Source organism: Luteirhabdus pelagi, from assembly GCF_016827595.1.
Lineage (GTDB): Bacteria > Bacteroidota > Bacteroidia > Flavobacteriales > Flavobacteriaceae > Luteirhabdus > Luteirhabdus pelagi.
In genome coordinates, this window is the sequence record NZ_JAECMS010000003.1 from 282,998 (window position 1) to 300,600 (window position 17,603).

The 17,603-nt window shown below is 41.2% G+C and carries 19 protein-coding genes, 1 other RNA gene and 1 pseudogene; 14 read left to right on the top strand and 7 right to left on the bottom strand.

Annotation, left to right across the window (positions count from 1 at the left end):
* Positions 1-70 precede the first annotated feature (70 nt).
* Both I4Q58_RS10525 and I4Q58_RS10530 read left to right on the top strand, forming a co-directional pair.
* A complete protein-coding gene (locus I4Q58_RS10525) occupies positions 71-1,294 on the top strand; it encodes an Omp28-related outer membrane protein (RefSeq protein WP_203295826.1) in 1,224 nt (407 codons plus the stop codon).
* A complete protein-coding gene (locus tag I4Q58_RS10530; RefSeq protein WP_203295827.1) occupies positions 1,258-1,752 on the top strand; it encodes a T9SS type A sorting domain-containing protein in 495 nt (164 codons plus the stop codon). The genes I4Q58_RS10525 and I4Q58_RS10530 overlap by 37 nt, the downstream gene beginning before the upstream one ends.
* Positions 1,753-1,801: 49 nt before the next feature.
* Here I4Q58_RS10530 and I4Q58_RS10535 read toward each other — a convergent pair whose 3' ends face one another.
* Positions 1,802-3,340: an NAD(P)H-hydrate dehydratase gene (locus I4Q58_RS10535; protein ID WP_203295828.1), complete on the bottom strand. Its 1,539-nt coding sequence runs from the start codon at positions 3,338-3,340 to the stop codon at positions 1,802-1,804.
* A 120-nt stretch (positions 3,341-3,460) separates the two neighbouring features.
* On the opposite strand from I4Q58_RS10535, the gene gcvT reads away from it, so the two are divergent.
* From gcvT to I4Q58_RS10565, 6 genes are all read left to right on the top strand, one after another.
* Positions 3,461-4,543 carry a glycine cleavage system aminomethyltransferase GcvT gene (gcvT, locus tag I4Q58_RS10540; protein ID WP_203295829.1) on the top strand — a complete coding sequence of 361 codons (1,083 nt, stop codon included), beginning with the start codon at positions 3,461-3,463 and terminating at the stop codon, positions 4,541-4,543.
* Positions 4,543-5,457, top strand: coding sequence for a glutaminase (locus I4Q58_RS10545; protein WP_203295830.1), 915 nt, complete (start codon positions 4,543-4,545; stop codon positions 5,455-5,457). The genes gcvT and I4Q58_RS10545 overlap by 1 nt, the downstream gene beginning before the upstream one ends.
* A gap of 13 nt (positions 5,458-5,470) precedes the next feature.
* Positions 5,471-6,322, top strand: coding sequence for a sugar nucleotide-binding protein (locus tag I4Q58_RS10550; RefSeq protein ID WP_203295831.1), 852 nt, complete (start codon positions 5,471-5,473; stop codon positions 6,320-6,322).
* A gap of 10 nt (positions 6,323-6,332) precedes the next feature.
* Positions 6,333-6,611: a 4a-hydroxytetrahydrobiopterin dehydratase gene (locus tag I4Q58_RS10555; RefSeq protein ID WP_203295832.1), complete on the top strand. Its 279-nt coding sequence runs from the start codon at positions 6,333-6,335 to the stop codon at positions 6,609-6,611.
* Positions 6,612-6,715: 104 nt separating this feature from the next.
* A complete protein-coding gene (locus I4Q58_RS10560; RefSeq protein WP_203295833.1) occupies positions 6,716-7,426 on the top strand; it encodes a YebC/PmpR family DNA-binding transcriptional regulator in 711 nt (236 codons plus the stop codon).
* A 43-nt stretch (positions 7,427-7,469) separates the two neighbouring features.
* Positions 7,470-7,904 carry a hypothetical protein gene (locus I4Q58_RS10565; RefSeq protein ID WP_203295834.1) on the top strand — a complete coding sequence of 145 codons (435 nt, stop codon included), beginning with the start codon at positions 7,470-7,472 and terminating at the stop codon, positions 7,902-7,904.
* 9 nt (positions 7,905-7,913) lie between these two features.
* On the opposite strand, the gene I4Q58_RS10570 is transcribed toward I4Q58_RS10565, so the two are convergent.
* The 5 genes and pseudogenes from I4Q58_RS10570 to I4Q58_RS10585 form a co-directional block, all read right to left on the bottom strand.
* Entirely contained in the window at positions 7,914-8,450 is a 537-nt protein-coding gene (locus I4Q58_RS10570; RefSeq protein WP_203295835.1) for a 1-acyl-sn-glycerol-3-phosphate acyltransferase, read from the bottom strand.
* Complete coding sequence (locus I4Q58_RS15625) at positions 8,450-9,508, bottom strand: iron-containing alcohol dehydrogenase family protein (RefSeq protein WP_236002901.1); 1,059 nt, start codon at positions 9,506-9,508, stop codon at positions 8,450-8,452. Before I4Q58_RS15625 ends, I4Q58_RS10570 begins: the two co-directional genes overlap by 1 nt.
* A gap of 51 nt (positions 9,509-9,559) precedes the next feature.
* Positions 9,560-10,264: pseudogene (gene kdsB, locus I4Q58_RS15630) on the bottom strand (3-deoxy-manno-octulosonate cytidylyltransferase); the annotation flags it as partial.
* Between the two features lie 55 nt (positions 10,265-10,319).
* The gene (locus I4Q58_RS10580; protein WP_203295837.1) at positions 10,320-10,898 is read right to left on the bottom strand and encodes a DUF4126 domain-containing protein; all 579 of its coding nucleotides are present in this window, start codon (positions 10,896-10,898) and stop codon (positions 10,320-10,322) included.
* 7 nt (positions 10,899-10,905) lie between these two features.
* On the bottom strand, positions 10,906-12,330 hold the full coding sequence (locus I4Q58_RS10585; RefSeq protein WP_203295911.1) for an ATP-dependent DNA helicase: 1,425 nt from the start codon (positions 12,328-12,330) through the stop codon (positions 10,906-10,908).
* A 126-nt stretch (positions 12,331-12,456) separates the two neighbouring features.
* On the opposite strand from I4Q58_RS10585, the gene I4Q58_RS10590 reads away from it, so the two are divergent.
* The 5 genes from I4Q58_RS10590 (at position 12,457) to I4Q58_RS10610 (ending at position 15,359) form a co-directional block, all read left to right on the top strand.
* Positions 12,457-13,125, top strand: a complete 669-nt coding sequence (locus I4Q58_RS10590; RefSeq protein ID WP_203295838.1) for a hypothetical protein — start codon at positions 12,457-12,459, stop codon at positions 13,123-13,125.
* Positions 13,076-13,927: a DUF3822 family protein gene (locus I4Q58_RS10595; protein WP_203295839.1), complete on the top strand. Its 852-nt coding sequence runs from the start codon at positions 13,076-13,078 to the stop codon at positions 13,925-13,927. The genes I4Q58_RS10590 and I4Q58_RS10595 overlap by 50 nt, the downstream gene beginning before the upstream one ends.
* Positions 13,927-14,463: an RsmD family RNA methyltransferase gene (locus tag I4Q58_RS10600; protein WP_203295840.1), complete on the top strand. Its 537-nt coding sequence runs from the start codon at positions 13,927-13,929 to the stop codon at positions 14,461-14,463. Before I4Q58_RS10595 ends, I4Q58_RS10600 begins: the two co-directional genes overlap by 1 nt.
* Before the next feature lie 6 nt (positions 14,464-14,469).
* Positions 14,470-14,844, top strand: coding sequence for a hypothetical protein (locus tag I4Q58_RS10605; RefSeq protein ID WP_203295841.1), 375 nt, complete (start codon positions 14,470-14,472; stop codon positions 14,842-14,844).
* A 131-nt stretch (positions 14,845-14,975) separates the two neighbouring features.
* A complete protein-coding gene (locus I4Q58_RS10610; protein ID WP_203295842.1) occupies positions 14,976-15,359 on the top strand; it encodes a hypothetical protein in 384 nt (127 codons plus the stop codon).
* Here I4Q58_RS10610 and rnpB read toward each other — a convergent pair.
* An RNA gene (gene rnpB / locus I4Q58_RS10615) (RNase P RNA component class A) lies at positions 15,358-15,670 on the bottom strand. The genes I4Q58_RS10610 and rnpB overlap by 2 nt on opposite strands.
* Positions 15,671-15,764: 94 nt before the next feature.
* Here rnpB and I4Q58_RS10620 point away from each other — a divergent pair.
* Positions 15,765-17,576, top strand: coding sequence for a DNA polymerase III subunit gamma/tau (locus I4Q58_RS10620; RefSeq protein WP_203295843.1), 1,812 nt, complete (start codon positions 15,765-15,767; stop codon positions 17,574-17,576).
* Positions 17,577-17,603 lie beyond the last annotated feature (27 nt).

The window sequence follows — 17,603 nt, forward strand, 5'->3', positions numbered from 1 at the left end:
TGCGAATTTTTTTTGCATAAAAAATCTATATTTGGATATATTTAACAAATAGTCACAAAAATTTTCATCTATGTTTAAAAAATTACTATTCAGTTTATCGGTAATAATGGTAGGAGCAGCAGCAACCGCTCAAACCATTGTAAATACCGACCCTGAAAACAAAAAGGTAATTCTTGAAGAATTTACAGGAATAAACTGCGTCTTTTGTCCACAAGGGCATGCTATTGCACAGGGTATTCAAGACAACAACCCAGGAAATGTATTCCTTATCAATGTACACGTGGGCGGATTTGCTACTCCAAATGCTGGACAGCCTGATTTTAGAACACCATTCGGCTCTGCCTTGGCGAGCCAAAGTAACTTGGCGGGTTATCCTGCAGGAACAGTTAATAGACATGAGTTCCCAGGATTACAACAAAATGGTACAGGAACTGCTATGGGCCGTGGTAATTGGGCACAGGCAGCTAACCAAGTCCTAGGTGAATCCTCGTATGTGAATGTCGGTGTAGAAGCCGATTTGGATGTTCAATCTCGAGAACTTACGGTACACGTAGAAGTATATTACACGGGAGATAGTCCACAATCTACAAATAAGTTAAACATTGCCTTGTTGCAAAACAACACCTTGGGGCCTCAAACTGGAGGTAATATGGGTGACGAGTATGTTCATATGCACCGATTAGTTCATTTCTTAACAGGACAGTGGGGCGAGGATATTACTACTACCACTAATGGAAGTTTTATAGACGAAACATATACCTATACCATTCCAGAAGACTACAACGATATTCCAGTTAACCTAGGTAACCTAGAGCTGGTAGCTTATGTAGCTGAAGGGCAACAGGAAGTTATTAGCGGAAATGGTGCGTATCCAACACTTATAAACTTCGAGTTTCAGGACGACGCAGCCTTAGCGAATGTTAGTGAAATTTTAGATCAGTGTGCTACAAGTATTACTCCAGAGGTAACAATCGCTAATAATGGTGAGAACAATTTGACATCTGTTGATATTGAATATTCAATCAATGGTGGTACTGCCCAAAACTATTCTTGGACAGGCGACCTTAGTTCTTTTGAAACGGAAACGGTTGAACTTCCTGAGATTTCATATACATTACAAGCTTCTAATACGCTTACCATTACTTTTAGTAGCGATGACAATAGCGCAAATAATACGAGTGACATTGCCTTCGATGAAGCAGTAGAGTCTATCAGTTCACTTTCGCTTGAAGTGAATACCGACAACTGGGGTGAGGAATGTACTTGGAGCTACTCGCTTCTGATGGTTCTGTAATTGCAGATGGAGGTCCGTATGCAGACAACCAAACATTCAATATTGAAATTGAAGCTCCAGAGGATTGCTACCAGTTTAATCTTTATGATTCCTATGGTGATGGTGGTGGTGCCGTAACTTTGGAAGATGGTGAAGGATTGGTAATTTATCAAACTAACGGTTCGTATGGATCTGGAGAGACCCGTAACTTTTCTACAAATGGTGTCCTTGGCCTTGGAGATAATACATTAACTGGTGTAAGCATCTATCCTAATCCAGCAAATACTGTTTTGAATATTCGTAATGCGGAAGACGCAACGATTCAAGTATATGATGTACTTGGAAAAGTAATCTTCACAAAGTCGAATATTGGTATGGAGGAAACGCTAGATGTAGCTTCATTCCAAACCGGAACTTACTTTGTAAAGGTTTCTACCAATGCTGGTAGTACTGTAGAACAAATTGTAATTGCTCGCTAAGAGAAAAGGTTGTTAATACATGATAAGCCGCTCCAATCGAGCGGCTTTTTTATTTTTGGTCTTTTCCGTCCGCATCATCCTTCGAAAACAAATCGAGGTAGGCCTGACCAATTTTTTCAACTATATCGCCGGCCATGAGAGCTTCAAAGCCATTTTCCTGGGCTGCTATGTTTCCTGCACTTCCATGTAGATAAACACCGAATACAGCTGCTAACAAAGGATCATAACCCTGTGATACCATCCCTGTTATAACGCCAGTTAAAACATCGCCACTTCCAGCCGTAGCCATCCCAGGATTGCCTGTTGTATTGATATAGAGCTTATCCCCATACACCGTTATCGTATGCGACCCTTTAATCAATACTACCACATCATGTTTTTTCGAAAAAGCCTTTGCCTTTTCTAACTTATCATAATCATCCTTCCATTCCCCTACCAATCGTTTCAATTCTCCCGGATGTGGAGTCAAAATACTTTTCGGTGGAATGGCCTTTTGAAGCGTTTCACTTTTTGCTATACAATTTAAAGCATCCGCATCGATAACTAGCGGTGATTTTGTTGCATTGAAGAATTCTTGCAACGCTGAAATCGTTTCATCACGCGTACCCATGCCCATTCCCACACCAATAACGGTGGGTTCCAATTCGGTTGAAATATTTGTGATATATTCATCTCCACTATCTGTTTCTACCATTGCTTCAGGCAGTGCTGTTTGAACGATTTCATATCCGCATTTTGGCACGTACACCGAAACCAACCCAGCACCAATCCTAAAGGCTGCCTTTGCCGATAATATAGCAGCGCCTATTTTTCCATAGCTGCCAGCCACAATCAAACTATGACCATAGCTATTCTTGTAACTGAATTTTTCCCTTTGCTTGTAAAACTGAGGCGCTTCATTTCTTCCAATAAGTTGCGCCAATGGTTCGGTTTCCTGTAAGTACTGTCGGTCCAATCCGATATCCAACACTTCAAAATAACGCACAAAATTTCCTGTTTCTGGTAAAAAGAACGAAAGTTTAGGTGCTTGGAACGTGAGGGTATGATTTGCATGTACGACCGTCTCAGTATCATCCAATGGTTGGTTTGCATACAAGCCGCTGGGAATGTCAATTGCCAATGTGAAGGCGTTTGTTTTATTGATGTGCTGTATCAAAGGTTTTAACCATCCTTCAGGAGCGCGATTCAAGCCTATCCCGAAGATGGCATCTATAACGATATCATTCGGATTAATGGCGGGAAAATCTTCTTCAGAAGTCATCAGCACCGGCCAATCCTTACTTATTTCCTTATATCGGTCATAATTTATCAGAAAACATTTAGACCGCTTATCGGTGAAATTTGCAACATACATCTTCACCTGATAGCCTTGCTCCTTCAACTTTCGGCCAACTACCAGTCCATCGCCACCATTGTTTCCAATACCGCAAAAAATATGAACAGGTACTTGTGCACCTTGCATTCGTTGATGTAACCAATTAAAAATCTGTGTTCCGGCTCGCTCCATCAAATCGAGGGAACTAATATCATTTTTTTCGGTGGTGACCTTATCGGCCTCGGCCAACTGTTCAGCAGAGAATATTTTCAAAATCCAGTCTTTTTAAAATGTGTCAAACTGCAAGGTAGCAAGGCTGTTGAAAACAATCAAGAAATTACTTCGCAACCTTCGACAGATACCCGTACCTTTGCCCAAAAGTTTTTAAAAAGGATGAAAAATACCGCATTATCGCATATCCATGAGCAATTAGGCGCTAAAATGGTTCCTTTTGCTGGCTATAACATGCCTGTTTCGTATGAAGGTGTAAATGAAGAACACAAAACGGTTCGTAACGCCGTTGGTGTCTTCGATGTTTCCCATATGGGTGAATTCTTAATCACGGGACCAAAAGCGCTAGACCTTATTCAAAAAGTATGCAGTAACGATGCTTCCAAGCTTACCGACGGAAAAGCGCAATACAGTTGCTTTCCGAATGAAACGGGTGGTATTGTAGATGACCTTATTGTATATTGCCTAGAGGCTGAAAAATATCTATTGGTGGTAAACGCCAGCAATATTGAAAAGGACTGGGAATGGATCAGCAAGCACAATACCATGGGTGCCGATATGCGTAACCTATCCGACGACTATTCGCTATTGGCCATTCAAGGACCAAAAGCCGTGGAAGCGATGCAATCGCTCACTTCTGAAGACCTTTCAGCTATAAAATTCTATAACTTCAAGGTAGCCGACTTCGCAGGAATCGAACATGTTATTATTAGCGCTACCGGTTATACTGGGAGCGGCGGTTTTGAAATCTACTGTAAAAACTCTGAAGTAGAACAAGTATGGAAAAAAGTATTGGAAGCAGGCGCCAACTTCGGTATCAAACCGATCGGATTAGCGGCACGCGATACGCTTCGTCTTGAAATGGGCTACTGTCTATATGGTAATGATATCGATGATACCACCTCTCCTATCGAAGCAGGATTGGGATGGATTACCAAATTCACCAAAGATTTTATCAATAGTGAAAACTTACAAAAGGAAAAAGAAGAAGGCCCAAAACGGAAATTAATCGCTTTCGAACTAACCGAGCGCGGCATTCCTAGACAAGGATATGATATCGTAGATGCTGACGGAAATACAATTGGGCACGTAACAAGTGGAACGATGTCGCCATCGCTAAACAAAGGTATCGGACTTGGTTATGTACTTACCAAGCACAGCAGTGTCGACTCCGAGCTGTTTATTCAAATTCGAAAAAAAGCAGTCCCCGCGAAAGTGGTGAAGCTACCGTTCTATAAAGGATAATGATTGATTATCAAGAAATACTCGACGCTATTTATGTAAAGCTACAGAAACGTGTGGACAAGGGGAAAGTAGCCTCCTACATTCCAGAATTGGCCAACGTTCCAAAGGAAAAATTCGGGATTTACCTAAACCGAATTAAGGGCGAAAATTTTTGTGTAGGCGACTGGGACAAGCCGTTTTCCATTCAGAGTATTTCAAAGGTTTTGTCTTTTGCCATGGCTTTTGCTAGGTTAAAGAACCAAGTATTTCGGCGTTTAGATGTAGAACCTTCGGGAAACCCATTTAATCATCTTTCACTATTAGAAATGGAAAATGGAATTCCCCGCAATCCATTTATAAACTCTGGAGCAATTGTTATCGCCGATATGTTGGTGACATTATTAGAGGAGCCAAAAGAAGAATTTCTTCAATTTGTACGCGATGTAACGGGCGACCAAACCATTCAATATAACATTAAAGTGGCGGCTAATGAAGCGGAAACGGGCTTTCGAAACTATGCCGCCGCAAATTTGCTAAAGTCTTTCGATAACCTTGAAAACGATGTAGAGCGCGTATTAGACTTCTACTTCCACCAGTGTTCTATTGAAATGAACTGCAAACAACTTTCAGATGCCTTTTATCTGTTTGCCAATCGTGGTAAATGTATGCGGGGAAATTCTCAACTCACGCTCAATCAGGTAAAGCGTATCAATGCCATCATGCTTACCTGTGGCTTTTATGACGAAGCTGGGGAATTCGCCTTCGAAGTAGGCTTACCTGGAAAAAGTGGTGTAGGCGGAGGCATCGTTGCCTTACTTCCCAACGAATTCACCATTACGTGCTGGTCGCCAGGCCTAAATGAAAAAGGAAACAGTTACTTAGGTATGCTAGCGCTGGAAGAATTCACCACCCAAACCAATCTATCTATATTTTAAGCGTTAGTAAGATATGATTGGTAAGCATCGAATTTTAATCCTCGGGGGTAGTGGCTTTGTGGGCTCTTATTTGTACAGCGAATTACGGGCCTATTACGATAGCTATGGGACATATTGTGAGCAAAGCGGAAGATACGAGGAAAATCAAGCCTTTTTTCAATACTGCGCTGAAAAGGACTCTATTACTTCCCTCTTGGAGAAGGTGCAACCAAGTATCGTCATTTCCTGCTTCAATGCTACTACGGAAGCCGAATTACAGTCACATCGAGATATAAGTTCTTACGTCGCCCGATTTTCGGATGCTCGACTCATTTTCCTTTCTACCCATGAAGTGTTCAGTGCGCAACGCGAACATCCATCTTATGAATATGATCCTACCCTGTCGGACACTTCACTAGGAAAGCGAAAAGCAGCCGTCGAGAAATTGGTAAACGATTTACTCCCAAATCAGTCCTGTATTGCGCGACTACCCTATATCTTTGGAGTACACTCCCCTTCCATGATGCAATTACGGCAGGCCATTCGGCATCAGGCGACCTATGAGGTTTTTCCAAATAAAGCCATCAGTGTTACCATTCCGCAGAAGATAGCGCAACAACTTCACTACATCATCAACCAGGAATTGACCGGTTACTTTCATCTTGCGAGTTCAGATATGGTTCACCATGAGGACTTTTTAAGGGAAATTTGTGAGAAATTAGGTGACGAAATGCCTATTTTTAAAAGTGTCTTCACTAGAAATGAAGATGAATACGATGCGATACTTCCCAAATATCAGCTGTTACCTGAAACCTACAGCATTACTGTTTCAGCGGTAGTAGAAGATTGTACATTGAAGGAAGCCATCGAAACATTCAAACCCTAAAAATAGTAGTATGAAAGCGTTATCAGAATCTGAAATTCAAGATAAATTGAAAGATATGGACTGGGAATATTCCGAAGGTGCCATTCGAACAGCCTTTGAATTTGAAAATTTCAAGGAAGCTTTCTCCGCAATGACACGGATTGCCTTTGAAGCGGAAGCCCAGCAACACCACCCAGAATGGACCAATGTTTACAACAACTTGGAAATTTCACTCTCCACACACGACGTTAACGGCGTCACCGATAAAGACTTTAAGCTCGCTAAAAAGATAGATGAATTAGTGGGGTAAGCATTCCAATTGCTCTTCTGATGATTATCATGCGGGCATAACGTAGGATTTTATATATTTGACGCCGGATTTTAGCCAATAGAATTGGCGTTTAAATAACAATTATGGGAAGAGCATTTGAGTTCCGAAAGGCACGTAAGATGAAGCGTTGGGCAGCAATGTCGAAGGCTTTCACAAGAATTGGAAAAGATATCGTAATGGCCGTTAAGGAAGGTGGTCCCGATCCTGATACGAACGCGCGACTTCGTGCTGTGATTCAAAATGCCAAATCGATGAACATGCCGAAAGATAACATCGAACGTGCTATTAAACGCGCTTCCGATAAAAGTCAGGGTGATTTCAAGGAGGTTTTATTTGAAGGCTACGCACCCCATGGTATTGCCATACTGATTGAAACCGCTACCGATAACAACACCCGTACCGTCGCGAATATTCGCTCTTACTTCAACAAATGCGATGGTAGTATGGGAACTTCAGGTTCTGTATCCTTTATGTTTGACCATACCTGTAACTTTAGGATTAATGGTGAAGGTATCGATCTGGAAGAATTGGAGTTAGAGTTAATTGATCATGGTGTAGAAGAAATCTTTAAAGATGAAGATGGTGTCATGATTTATGCTCCTTTTGAAAGTTTTGGAGCGATTCAAGCATATTTGGAAAGCAACAATATTGAAATCCTATCATCTGGATTTGAGCGTATTCCTCAAGTAACCAAAAAGCTATCGGAAGAGGAAGCGGCAGATGTTGAAAAGCTATTAGAAAAGATTGAAGAGGATGATGATGTACAAAACGTATATCATACGATGGAAGAATAAGAATACAGTATCACTACCTATTAACTATTAGTCACATTTAACCTTGAATTATAAATATTACCTATTGGGAATCGCTGCCATGGCATTGGTTTCCTGCACTACTTACACCATTCCCGTCGAAAGTTTTAAAAGCCAAATGGTCGATGCTACAGAAGAAACCATGCGACCTGCGGAAATCAACAACCCACTTACGTATGGCAGCCTTTCCTATCCAGCGAACAATATCGACAGGCTGATTGTGATAAACAAAGATGGAAAAAGAACCTATCTAACTAATTCTCCATCAATTGAAATGCGCGTTACCCACGTTAATGGAAAACGGTATAAGTTCTATTTTGATACTGTTTATTTGGAAAATGATACATTGAAAGCAGAACGCTCTCGATTTATCGCAGGCCTTTCTAGGCAAATTCCCCTTGACAGCATCGTGAAAATCGAGGTTCAGGATGGTGGCAAAAAATTTAAGTACCAGAACTAACCTGAATTTTTAGGTGTATTTCGGAATTTTTCCTACCACCGATTCATAACATGTTCGAATTCGGTTTAGATCGGTATTCATATCTCCTGAAGGATAATAAGGTGCATGAATCGTAACCAATTTCTTGCCATAATCAAAGGAAACTGAATAAATGGGCACTTCAGCAGCAAGCGCAATATAATAGAATCCGGTTTTCCATTGTTGCACTTTTTTACGCGTGCCCTCAGGGGCCAATGCCAATCGAAATTCGTCCTTTTCAGCAAACAATTTTGCAATTGCCTCTACTTTGTTTTGTCCCGGAGTACGATCTAAGGGCGATCCGCCCATCCATCGGAAATACCATCCGAAAGGAAATCGGAACAATTCCTTTTTAGCGATAAAGTGAATTTCTGTTTTTGAGATGTTTCTCGCAAATGCACCGATGTAAAAGTCATGCCAGCTTGTATGTGGTGCTACAATAACGACTGCTTTCTTTATAGCAGGATTGAAGGTGCCTTCCATTTTCCACCCCAATACGTTATTGAAAATCCATTTGATAAACCCCATTACATTTTCCTGTAAAGCGTGTACAATGTCTCGCGATCGATTTTAGTCTCCCAATCCTCGCCCAGTGCATTCTCCCATAACGGAGTTAATCCCAACGCAATGTCAATCATGGTATTGATTTCAGTTTCAGAACAGTCTGCACAAACACCTGAAGGAATATCGATACGGTGTTTTTTAACCATTTCCTTGAAAAGGGAAACATCTTTTGGGTAGTAGTCTTCAAGCTGGTTGAAAACAATACAATTTCCGATTCCATGCTTCGTTCCCAGTACGTAAGACAATCCATAGCTCATGGCATGTGCTACTCCAACCTGTGAATAGGCAATACTCATTCCGCCATGCCAAGAAGCCATCATCAGTTTCGCCCTTGCTTCTGTTTTAGAAAGTTTTGTATCGTTGAAGATCTCTAAGCATAATTCGTAGGCCTTTTCACCATAACTCTCACTAAAAGCATTTAAGAAAGTGCCGTTAAGCGATTCCACGCAGTGGATAAAACAATCCATTCCGGTATAAAACCATTGATTATTTGGGACGGTTTCTGTAAGATCTGGATCGAGTATAACTTGGTCGAAGGGCGTATAATCGCTATTAATCCCGAGTTTTCGAACGGGACCTGTTAGGACGGCAGTCCGTGAAACTTCAGCGCCGGTTCCGGAAATAGTAGGCACTCCAACATGATATACGGCTTTTTTATAGACCAAATCCCAGCCTTGATAATCGGCGGCTTTTCCTGGATTTGTTAGCAAGATCGAAGTAGCTTTGGCAAGGTCTAAGATCGTTCCGCCACCAATTCCAATAACACCAGATACGCCTTTTTCAAACATTTCCTTAATTTGAGACACCAAGGCATCGACTTGTTTTGTCTTTGGCTCTTCTTCAGAAGAAACAAAAATGAGTAGGTCGCTTTCATGTGAGGGAACGCGTGTGGTGAACTCTGCATTGTTTTCAAATACATCATCCACTAAAAAAACAAATGGTTTTTCATGCTTTCGTTTCTCGGCTAAGATAGTGCCCAATTGGTTGAAGCTCCCAGCACCAAAAACCACCTTTGGCACCATAGGAAAGTTCTTAAACAGTTTTTTCTTATCGCTACCCTCCCCTTCTTGCAAAAGCTTATTTGCCTTCACCAAATCCTCTGGCGTATCAATCTCAACGCTCTGCTCGGTAGTAACGGCCATTTTAATATTCTTTCCATATTCCAGATAGCGTAAACACTCAATTTTCTCGGCTGCTTCCAGTTCCCGCATCGGTAACCGATAGAAATCCATTAAGGCATCTTTTCGGAAAGCATAAATACCCTTGTGCTTGTAATATTGTGTATTCGTCTTTTTGTCTCTAGGATATGGGATGGGAGATCGGGAAAAGTAAAGGGCAAACCGATTTTGATCTACAATCACTTTTACCGTATTGGGATCGCTAATTTCCTTCCAATCGTGAATGGGCGTCATTAAAGAGGCAAGGTCTATTTTTTCGGCATCTGACTCTTTAAATACTTGAAGGACTTTTTCCAAACCTGCTTTACTGGTAAAGGGTTCATCTCCTTGTACATTTACTACGATATCGATGTCCATGTCCGCTACCGCTTCAGCAATACGATCGCTCCCACATTCGTGTTCCTTTTCACTCATAATGGCCTTCCCGCCTTTAGCTTCAATTTCATTAAAGATAATATCGCTATCGGTAACAACATATACCGCATCGAATAGTTGGGTGTTCACAGCTGCTTCATACGTTCGAACGATCACGGGTTTTCCACCCAAATCCTGCATTAGTTTTCCTGGAAATCGAGAAGCCCCATATCGGGCGGGAATCATGGCTATTATTTTCAAGAAATATAGGTTTACGGTTTACTCCCCAAAAATATAAAGATTAGCGAGCTGACGGACGCTTTTTGCGAAGCTTTTTATAAAATCGAATAATGATCAACAAAAGTATCAAAGCCATTGCGGAAGCCAAGATGGGAACGAATACTGAAGCTGCAGAGAGAATAGTGGCAGTGCCTGTTTCGACCGTTGATACGATAGGATTACCAACACCTCCAGTAGTGGCGGTACTTCCAGCCCTCACTACGGCCGCATTTCCTTTTACTATTGCTGCGGTCCCCCCTCCCGCAATGATTGCTAAAATCCATGTTAATGCCGGATCTACATCGCTAATAGTCGCCACCATAATAATAGTTCCTGCTAAGGTCGCCATGGGAAGGGCGATAGTATCCAGTAAATTATCGACCCAAGGAATATAGAAAGCTGCTGTTTCCACTATTGCCGCCACGCCAAAAGTGAGAATGGCTGTTAGGCTTCCAAGCCAGGCCCAGGAATCATTCAAGGCGATAAAATCGAAGTTGGCCGCCAGGCTCATGGCTAGCAATGGGAGAAAGATACGAAAGCCGGCTGCTGTAGCTAAGCCGACTCCTAAACAGATACTTACCAATGTAGTAGTTACCTCCAAAGCACTACTAATCTACAAAAAACTCATTTTTAAAACCAATTAAGTATAGTTTTTTCTCTGCTCTAGTAATCGCTGTATAGAGCCATCGCAGATATTCTTTGCTAACCCCTTCTGGCAAATAAGGTTGCTCTACAAAAACGGTATTCCATTGCCCACCTTGCGATTTATGACATGTAATGGCATATGAAAACTTGACCTGTAACGCATTGAAATATCTGTTTTTCTTTATGGAAAGGAACTTTTTATAGTTTGATTTCTCATTAGCATAATCCTTTTTCACCTCTTGATACAGACGGTTGGATTCATCATACGATAGCGAGGGTGATTCTGAGGTTAAGGTATCGAGTAGCAAAACGGTTTCGAGGGGTTTCATTTTTGGATAATCGACCATCTGTACCAATACTTCCGCAAAGCGGAAACCATACAGATCCTTAAAACCATATATTTCAAGCACCTTAATAATATCGCCGTTTGCAATAAAACCCGCTTCGGAATGTGGCTTCACCCAGAAATAATTATTCTTTACCACCATCAGATAATCGCCAGCTGAAAGTTCCGACTCCTGAAATAGAATTCTACTTCTGATATTTTGATTGTATAAGTTTGCTCTTTTGTTGGAACGAACGATAATAACACTCTCCTCATTTCCAAGCTGCGTATACGCATCGTTGATGGCGTCCATTAATTCTTGTCCATCGAAAGGACGTACCACATCTTTAAAGTTTTTGATATCGAACTTGAAGTCTTCATAAAAGCCATCTGCTAATCGTTCTCGAAGTTCGGTAGCATTCAACAAGATACCGCTATCCTGCTGTTGACGAACCACTTCGTTCAATTCTACCTGTACTACGTTCTTGAAATAATGATTTTGTAGAAAGTTTTTATCGAGTGCCGGACTAATAGTCAGTCGCACCGGTGGAAGCTGTGCCGTATCACCAATCAATACCAACTTACAATTATGGCCACTATAAACGTACTCCATCAGGTCGTCTAGTAACGAGCCGTTTTCATACATTTTGGAATCCTGATTTACATCGGGAATCATAGAGGCTTCATCCACGATAAAAAGTACATTCCGATGTTTATTTTTCTGTAATCGAAATGAAACGCCTCCGCCTTTTTCAGACTTGGGCATATAAATTTTACGGTGGATGGTAAAAGCTTCCTTATTGGAATAATTACTGATCACCTTGGCTGCGCGTCCCGTCGGCGCCATCAACACACTGGACCGCTTAATTTTCCACAGGTTTTTAACCAAAGCACCAACAATCGTAGTTTTCCCTGTCCCCGCATATCCTTTCAAAAGAAAAATTTCCTCCTCTTGATCGTTGGTTGAAAATGTAGCTAACTGCTTCAATGCCACCTCTTGAGTCGGGGTTGGATCGAACGGAAAATCGTGCTTTAACAGGCTATAAAACTGGGATGGCGACATGCTCATGGTGCAAACTTACGGTTTTGCAGGCAGCTAGGATTTTTTCAGAATATAATTTTACAAACCAAAAAAAATTGTAGCTTTGCGAGAGACCTAGTTACGATACATTAATAAAACTTCTACACAATGAGAATTGTCATCCAATTAGTACTTTGGGCAATTATTATTTTCTTGGGTTATCAAGTATACAGTTCCATCAGTGGACCGTATGAATTCAATAATGAAAAGGAAAGACGCTATCGAAAAGTAATCGAAAATCTTAAGGATATCCGCGTTGCGGAATTGGCCCATAAGGAAATTACTGGACAATTTACCGGAAGTTTCGACAGCCTTGTTCGTTTTATCGATACAGCAGAATTTGCTATTACCCAACGTCGCGATACTGTGTATGCCGATGTTGAAAAGAATAAAGCTTTCGGTATCGATGAAGGATATTTTATTGAAGAATCTCTGATCGACACCTTAGGTTTTACGCCGGTTAGAGACTCCCTTTATCAAGGAACAGATCGTTATAAGCGTATGATGAACGTACCTATTGATGGTGTTGATGCTACTTTCGATCTCGAAGCGGGAACTTTGATGAAAAATGATACCGAGTATTCAGTATTTGAGGCAAAAATCACAAAGGATGTTGTGTTAACAGGAATGGATAAGGACCTTATCTACCAGGAGAAGCAGGTAGTTTCTGTGGATGGTGTGAATGGTGAATATATCAAGGTAGGTTCCATGAATGAAATCAACACCAATGGAAACTGGCCGAAACTTTATGACTCAGCCGACGAGCAACAGCAATAACAATACCCCAACCGGGAAAAGACTGTCCGTACAAGTATCCTTGTCCGGACTTTCTTTTTTAGTATCTAATGATAGAGGGCGCGAAGTGCTACTGTATGACACCAAAACCTATACAACTTCTCCTACTCCAGAGGATCTTCTATCGGATATAGAGTCCTTTCTTAAAAGCAACAATCTTTCGAAACATGATGTCGATGACGTCTGTGTTATTTATGCTACAAACATGTATGCATTGGTTCCTACTTCATTATTCGAACCAGAGAAGGCAAGCGAGTATCTGAAATTCAACAACAAAATTTTAGCGACAGATTACATCGCTTATGAGGCGCTTTCAGATCAAGACATAACAGTAGTATATATACCTTATGTAAACGTGAACAACTACTTTTTCGATACTTTCGGTAGTTTTTCATACTTTCATTCAACAACATTATTATTAGATGCTTTATGGCCCATCGTACGCTTTTCCTCTCAAGCTGAAGTATATATTCATGTGCAAAAAGAAGCATTGGATTGTATTGCGATGAAGAATGGATCCCTTCAACTATGCAATACATTTCCTTATAAATCGCCGGAAGATTTTGTTTACTATGTGTTGTTTCTATTAGAACAGCTTTCGTTGGACCCAAATACGGTGAAAGTGCGCGTTTTTGGAAGTATTTCAGAAACTTCTGACACCTATACCCTGCTCTATCGATACGTAAACAACTTGAAGTTGTTGGACACAAGCAGGTTCTCGCTTCCCAAATTCCCCTCAGAAGAAAGTCCCCATCAAAACTTTTTGTTGAAAACATCATTATAATGCGAATCATTTCAGGTTTACATAAAGGAAAACGACTAATTGCACCTAAAACACTCCCGGTTCGCCCCACCACCGATTTTGCCAAGGAAGGATTGTTCAATATCCTACGGCACCGTTTCTATTATGAAGATATTACAGTACTCGACTTATTTGCGGGTACCGGAAATATAAGCTATGAGTTTGCCTCTAGGGGTACTCAAGCCATTACGGCCGTAGATATTCATGCCGGTTGTGTGCGATATATAAAGAAAACAGCCGATTCGCTTGAGCTACCCATCGAAACGGTGAAAAGCGATGTCCTGAAATTTCTTGAAAAGCACCAGCAACAATACGATCTAGTCTTTGCCGACCCACCTTATGCTTGGACAGAAGAGGAATTTCTTGAAATTCCAAAGAAGGTATTTGATGGAGCTATTTTGAAATCGAATGGATTGCTTATATTAGAGCACAGCAAGCATACCGATCTTTCTGGCGCACAACATTTTTCGGAAGCGCGGAGATACGGAGGCTCTGTATTTTCGTTTTTCGAACAGTAAGAAGTATTGGAACCAAATAACATCATTCGACTGCCATTTATACATTTGGCATGCTACGACCATTATGTCGTTTCCGAAATCGGAGAAGGTATCACATTTGGGTTAAAGGAACTAAATACCGTTTTTGATATCCTTGAGAAAACCTACCCTTCGACGCCCTTTATTTCTATTGCACACCGCGTAAACGACTATACCATAGATCCTATTTGTTTCCTTCAGAAGCGAAAGGTGCCGAACCTTATGGGCATAGCCGTGGTATATACTTCAGATTCTGCCTATCAGACAGCATTGTTCGAACGAAATTTTTATGATGGAACGTACGAACTATTCCAGAATTTAGAGAAAGCCATTAAATGGAGCGAGGATACCCTAGCTATTTAACATTCAAACCATTACCCTCACTCTAAAAAATTTATATTCGAAATTGTTGTACAATTGCTATAGGCTTGCTAATATTGAGTACAATTATATTTTAATACTAAATTTAAAGCTCCACTCTTACAAACCTATTTATGATCTCCCCCCTTCTTACAAGTGTTAGACTTGATTTTGCTAGAGTTGAAATTTTTGAAGACTTTGTTATCGTTACCATCAATGAAGGTGTTGTAGTTAACTTACCGGAAAGAGAAAAACTGTTTCACCTTTTTGAACACTATTTTGAAGGTAGGCCTTTCGCATACATCTCCAATCGAAAAAATGACTACACTGTAGACCCTACTAGCTATTTGCAGAAAGATGAGCAACTGAATTTATTGGGAATGGCGGTCATCTGTTATTCAAAGGATTCTGAACGAACGGCAAACTTTGAGAAAAGTTTTTACAAACGACCTTTTAAGGTTTTTGATAGTTTCTTGAATGCCAAGAAATGGATCGCTACGCTAGAATTTTCAAATTAAAAAAAGCAGGCCGATAAGCCGGATTCTGTCTCCGAAACTCGGAGCCCTATCATTTATCTAGACACTCCGTTGCCGAAGTGCTCTAACTGTCTACCCTCCTGTATCGGGCGGGGCGCCCTCAAGCACAGGTTTACGTGACATTTCACCACATAGAGTTTACCTGATTTCACTACGGCATTACCCGTACATCCTTTCTGTTGCACTGGTCCGCATCCGCAAAGCGGAAGGACGGCTGTTAGCCGCTATGCTCCCCTATGGTGTCCGGACTTTCCTCACTTCGTTACACAAAGCGCGATAAGGTGGCCTGCTAGTCGCAAAAATACACCGAATGTTAATAAAAATGGTAAAATACCTAAACCGATTTTTTTGTCAAATCCCCAAGCTCTATATCTTTGTTGACACGCTATGGAACAGTTTATCGTATCGGCCCGAAAATACCGTCCTACCCGCTTCTCTGAAGTGGTAGGCCAACAAGCTATTACCAATACGTTGAACAACGCCATCGAAAATAATCATTTGGCACAAGCCCTCCTTTTCACGGGGCCTCGTGGCGTAGGAAAAACCACCTGTGCTAGAATTCTTGCCAAAAAAATCAACCAACAGGCCACCGAAACAGATCCTGATGAGGATTTCGCCTTCAATATCTTCGAATTGGATGCGGCTTCGAATAACTCGGTTGACGATATTCGAAATCTCACCGACCAGGTTCGTATTCCACCGCAAACTGGAAAATACAAGGTCTATATTATCGATGAGGTGCACATGCTTTCCTCTGCAGCCTTCAATGCATTTTTGAAGACCTTGGAAGAACCACCAAACCATGCGATCTTTATCTTGGCAACCACCGAAAAGCACAAGATTATCCCAACCATTCTTTCCCGTTGTCAGATTTTTGACTTTAGAAGAATTACGGTTCAAGACATAAAAGGTCATCTAGCTGAAGTAGCCCAAAAAGAAGGTATTCAAGCAGAAGATGATGCCCTTCATATTATCGCTCAGAAAGCAGATGGAGCGTTACGGGATGCGCTTTCCATTTTTGATAGGGTCGTAAGTTTTTCTGGTAACAACCTCACACGTGAAGCAGTTACCGAAAACTTAAATGTACTTGACTATTCCTATTATTTTACCGTCACCGATCTGATATTGGATAATGATATTCCCCAATTATTGGTTGCTTATAATGATATCCTAAGCAAAGGTTTTGACGGACATCATTTTATTATGGGATTGGCCTCCCATTTTCGTGATTTGCTAGTCTGTAAGGATGAACGAACCATCGATTTATTGGAAGTTGGCGAACAGGTGAAGACTATGTACTTCAAACAAGCACAGCGAACCACTCATTCCTTCCTATTGGAAGCTATCGAGATTAGCAACGAATGCGATTTGAAATACAAAAGCAGTCGAAACCAGCGATTATTGGTTGAACTTTGCTTATTACAATTGGCTTCTTTAACCGCAACGACGGACGGAAAAAAAAAGTCTAAGCGCAAACGCTACGTAATTCCGCCAAGTCATTTTAAGACCAAGTCTTCGGTTTCTGAACCAGCCGCTACTACTGAAACTCAGAGGAAATCCGAAGAAGAAAAAGCACCTTCAAAAGAACCAGAAGAGGTTGCTACGATTTCCGCTTCAACCCAAGAGGAACATAGCAACAAAACCAGCAAACCAGAGTCTTCAGAAACTAACGCTAAAAAGAAGGAAGCTTCAGAAGATGCATCCAATGATCTTGGAAAGCGCCTTGCGGAACGAAACGCAAAGAAAGTTTCGGCCCTTTCACTTAAAAGTATTCAAAAGAAACAGCAATTAAAAAAAGAAAAGGTCGCCAATCAACCTGCTGCAGAAAATCTTCCAACGGACGATTTCACCGAAAAGGATATGCAAACAGCATGGGCAAAATATGCGAAACGTGTTGAGGCCGATGGGCAGTTTAACCTACTCTCCCACCTTACGATGGGCGTGCCGAGGCTAGAAGGAAGCCTGATCCACCTCGTATTTCCTAATCAAACGATTAAAGTTGAAGTAGAACGCGCCAAATACGAATTGCTCGGTTTTCTGCGGAAGGAATTGAACAATTACGATGTCGATCTTTCCATAGAAGTGAACGAAACAGAGGTGAAACGCTACGCGTATACCCCACGGGAACGTTTTGAAAAACTTAAGGAACGCAATCCGCTGATTGAAAAACTTCGAAAGGAATTCGATTTAGATGTATAATGAATAAGATGAAGGACAAGGAAAAAC